The 4336-nt window shown below is 74.7% G+C and carries 3 protein-coding genes; 1 reads left to right on the plus strand and 2 read right to left on the minus strand.

Features of this window, described 5'->3' with window-relative positions:
* The coding region (locus tag CCN42_RS38175; RefSeq protein WP_086741823.1) for a PQQ-dependent sugar dehydrogenase at positions 1–969 on the plus strand (969 nt) is incomplete at its 5' end.
* 61 nt (positions 970–1030) lie between these two features.
* Here the strand turns inward: CCN42_RS38175 and CCN42_RS38180 are convergent.
* Both CCN42_RS38180 and CCN42_RS45805 read right to left on the minus strand, forming a co-directional pair.
* Complete coding sequence (locus CCN42_RS38180; protein ID WP_143662178.1) at positions 1031–1309, minus strand: DUF6191 domain-containing protein; 279 nt, start codon at positions 1307–1309, stop codon at positions 1031–1033.
* A 26-nt stretch (positions 1310–1335) separates the two neighbouring features.
* Complete coding sequence (locus tag CCN42_RS45805) at positions 1336–4323, minus strand: helix-turn-helix transcriptional regulator (protein ID WP_211294890.1); 2988 nt, start codon at positions 4321–4323, stop codon at positions 1336–1338.
* Between the last annotated feature and the right edge of the window lie 13 nt (positions 4324–4336).

Raw genomic sequence — 4336 nt, forward strand, 5'->3', positions numbered from 1 at the left:
ACCGTCGCCGAGGACCTGGACAGCCCCTGGGGCCTCGCTCCGCTGCCGGACGGCGATCTGCTCGTCTCCTCCCGCGACGAGGGCACGATCCTCCGTGTCGACGGCCGGACCGGCAAGAAGACCGAGCTGGGCGAGGTGCCCGGTGTCTCGGCGGCCGGCGAGGGCGGCCTGCTCGGCATAGCCCTCTCCCCGGACTACGCGTCGGACCACATGGTCTACGCGTACTTCACCTCCGCCTCGGACAACCGCGTCGTCCGCATGCTCCTCGACGAGGAGAGGCCCGCGGGCGAACAGCTCGGCGCCCCCGACACGATCTTCAGGGGCATCCCCAAGGGGTTCGTCCACAACGGCGGCCGTATCGCCTTCGGCCCGGACAGGATGCTCTACGTCGGCACGGGCGAGAGCGGCGAGGAGGGCCTGTCCCAGGACGAGGACTCCACGGGCGGCAAGATCCTCCGCCTGACCCCGGAGGGCGAACCGGCCCCGGGCAACCCGTCCCCGGACTCCCCGGTGTACTCGTCCGGCCACCGCAATGTGCAGGGCCTCGCCTGGGACGGCAAGCAGCGCCTGTTCGCGGCGGAATTCGGCCAGGACACCTGGGACGAGCTGAACGCGATCAAGCCGGGCGGCAACTACGGCTGGCCGGAGGCCGAGGGCAGGTCCGGGGATTCCGGATTCCAGGACCCGATAGCCCAGTGGACCACCGACGAGGCCTCCCCGAGCGGCATCGCCTACGCCGAGGGCTCGATCTGGATGGCGGGCCTGGGCGGTGAGCGCCTGTGGCGCATCCCCCTGAAGGGCACTGAGGCCTCGGCGGACCCGCAGTCCTTCCTGGAGGGCGACCACGGCCGGCTGCGCACGGTGGTGGCCGCGGGCGGCGACCGGCTGTGGCTGGTGACCAGCGAGACGGACGGCCGCGGTTCCCCGAGGGACGGCGACGACCGGATCCTGGAGCTCCGGGTGAGCTGACGGGTGCGGGCCCGCCATGCGCGTGGGGCCGCCGTCAGGCGTCCCGAGCGGGCCCGTCCGCTCAGCGCCGCTCGCCGTTCTCCGCGCCCCCGGCCGTCTCCTCGTCCGTCCCCCCGGCCGTTCCCTCCCCGCCCGGCTCCGCTTCCGGATCGGGGCGTCGTACGACGACCTTCCCGGAGGCGAGGTCTATCGGCCCGCGGCCGGGATCGGCGTCGCCGACGTCCTCACGGGTCATCTCCAGCCGGTTCTGCTCGTCGCGGGTGTGCTTGCGGCCCGGGGCGAACAGTTCCTCGAACGGGTTGAACATCACTGTCCCCTCCCGGGCCGCGGTGCGGCGCACGTGGTCGTCCGTCGATTGTCCCGCGACTACCCCGCGACCGTCCGGTCCAGGGCTCCCGGCGGGAACAGCCCCAGCCGGTGGGCGACCGCCGCCGCCTCGCCTCTGCCGGAGACGCCGAGCTTGCCCAGGATGTTGGAGACGTGGACGCTGGCCGTCTTCGGGGAGATGAACAGCTCCTCGGCTATCTGACGGTTGGTGCGGCCCGCCGAGACCAGGCGCAGGACGTCCCGCTCCCGGCTGGTCAGGCCCAGCGCCTCGGCCGGATCGGCGGGCGCGAGGGCCTGCCGCGGGGTGCGGGTCAGGGAGAGGCGGGCACGCTGGGCGAGGTGGGTGACGGCCTCGGCGAGCGGGCGGGCGCCGAGACGGCCGGCGACGGCCTGGGCGAGGCGCAGCAGCTCCGCGGCGCGCTCGCGCTCCTCCTCGCCGCCGGCCGCGAGCAGGGCCTGAGCCAGGCGGTGACGGACACGGGCGAGGTCGTAGGGGCGCTCCAGCGGCTCGAAGGCGGTGACCACCTCGGACCAGGTGTCCGGGCCGACGGTGTCCTCGGCGCGGCCCAGTTCGGCGCGGACCCACTGGTCGTGGGCGAGCCAGACGGGTGCGTTGGTGGCCAGGCGCTTGGCGCTGTCGCGGATGCGGTCGACGGCCTCGGCGCGGCCCTGGTGGGTGGCGGGCAGGGCGCGGCTGTCGGCCTCGGCGGTGGCGGCGGCGAGGAGCAGCGGCCAGCCGTAGCGCTGGGTGCCGGGCGGGAAGCCGGCATCCGCCATGGTGCGGAGTTCGGCGCGCAGGTCGAGGAGGCGGCCCTCGGCGGCGGCGACGCCGATGCTGATGGCGGACAGCGGCAGGGACTGCTGGGGCATCGGGTCGTGGGTGCCGAAGTAGCCGCGCGCGGCGGCGAGATGGCGGGCCGCCTCGGTCGCCTCGCCCCTGCCGAGGGCGACGTGCGCCAGGCACAGCGCGCCGGCGCCCTGCGGCTTGGCGCTCTGGCCGCGCCGCCGGGCGTTCTCCGCGGCCTGGGCGGCCTCGTCCCAGCGGCCCAGTGAGTAGAGGGAGTCGGAGAGATTGGCCCAGACCCAGGCCTCGCTGTTGAGCTGGCCGTACCGGCGGCTGTGCGCGATGCCCTGTTCCAGCAGCGGGACGGCCTCGCGGGAGCGGCCCACGGACTCCAGTTCGGAGGGCAGATTGACGTAGGCGCGGCCGGCGACCTGGGACATGCCCTCGGCGAGGGTGCGTTCCTTGACCTCGTACATCACCGCGAGTCCGGCGTCGATGTCACCGGAGTCGACCATGAGGCAGCCGAGGGTCAGCCGGGCGTTCAGCTCGGTCTCGCGGGCGCCGACCATGCGGGCGTACTCCACCGCGCGTTCGGCCGCCGAGAAGGCCTCCGGGCCGGGGGTGCGCAGCATCAGCCAGCCGGCGACGGCGACCAGCACGTCGGCGTGCACCTGGGACGGCGGCAGGCCGCGGACGAGTTCCTGGGCGGTGGCGAGTTCCTGCCAGCCGTCACCGCGGCCCTTGCCCTGCATCAGCTGGGCACGCTGGGTCCAGAACCAGGCGGCGCGGAGCGGGTCGGGCTCCTCCTCCAGCAGCCGCAGGGCGCGCTTGGTGATCTTCATGGCGCGTTCCCGCTCTCCGCAGAGCCGGCCGGCGACGGCGGCCTCGGCCATCAGGTCGAGGTAGTGCAGCGGGGCGGTCGCCGGGTCGCAGGCGCGGGGCGGGTAGACCCCGGTGGGGTCGGCGGGGCGCAGGGTGGCGCGGGTCTCCTCGGGTGCGGCGTCCCACAGCTCCATCGCGCGTTCGAGGAGCCGGAGTTGTTCGGCGTAGGCGTGCCGGCAGCGGGCGGCGGAGGCGGCGTCCAGGACGGCGGGGAGAGCCTTGGCGGCGTCGTGGGCGTGGTACCAGTAGCTGGCCAGCCGGGTGACGCGCTGGTCGGCGGGGACGAGGGCCGGGTCGGCCTCCAGGGCCTCGGCGTAGCGGCGGTTGAGGCGGGAGCGTTCGCCGGGCAGCAGATCGTCGCTGACCGCCTCGCGGACCAGGGAGTGGCGGAAGCGGTAGCCGTCGCCGGCCGGGGTGGGCAGCAGCAGATGGGCGTTCACGGCGGCCCGCAGCGCCTCGATGAGGTCGTCCTCGGTGAGCCCGGCGACGGCGGCGAGCAGGGGGTGCTCGACGGTGGATCCGCCCTCGGCGACGATCCGGGCGACCCGCTGGGCGCTCTCGGGCAGCGCCTCGACCCGGACGAGGAGCAGGTCCCGCAGCGAGTCGGTGAGGCCCGTGCAGGAGCCCTCGTGGACGGCGACGGCCAGTTCCTCGACGAAGAAGGCGTTGCCGTCGGAGCGTTCGAAGATGTCGTCGACCTGGGCGGGGTCGGGCTCGGCGGCCAGGATGCCGGCGATCTGCCGGCCGACCTCCTCGCGGGTGAAGCGGGCGAGTTCGAGACGGCGGACGGTGCGCAGCCGGTCGAGTTCGGCGAGCAGGGGGCGCAGCGGGTGACGGCGGTGGATGTCGTCGGAGCGGTAGGTGGCGAGGACGACGAGGCGGCCGGTGCGCAGGGTGCGCAGCAGATAGGAGAGCAGGTGACGGGTGGAGGCGTCGGCCCAGTGCAGGTCCTCCAGGGCGAGGACGACCGTGCGGTCGGCGGCGACGCGTTCCAGGAGGCGGGCGGTGAGTTCGAAGAGGCGGGCCACGCCCTCCTCGTCGTCGGGCCGGCCGGCGCCGACCTCGCCCAGTTCGGGCAGCAGCCGGGCCAGTTCGTCCTCCTGGCCGGCGGCGGCGGCGGCCAGGGCCTCCGNNCCGATCTCGACGCAGCCGCCGAGTGCGACGACGGCGCCCGCCCGGGCGGCGACAGCGGCGAACTCCTCGATGAGCCGGGTCTTGCCGACTCCGGCCTCGCCGCCGAGGAGCAGCGCCTGCGGCTCCCCCGTCGCGGCACGGGTGAGCGCGTCGCTCAGCGTCTCCAACTCCTCGACGCGACCGACGAACACGGGACTCACGGACCTGGTCTCCACGGGCGAGAGCATCGCATGCGGCTCC

Source organism: Streptomyces glaucescens, assembly GCF_002154375.1.
GTDB classification, from domain to species: Bacteria; Actinomycetota; Actinomycetes; order Streptomycetales; family Streptomycetaceae; genus Streptomyces; species Streptomyces glaucescens.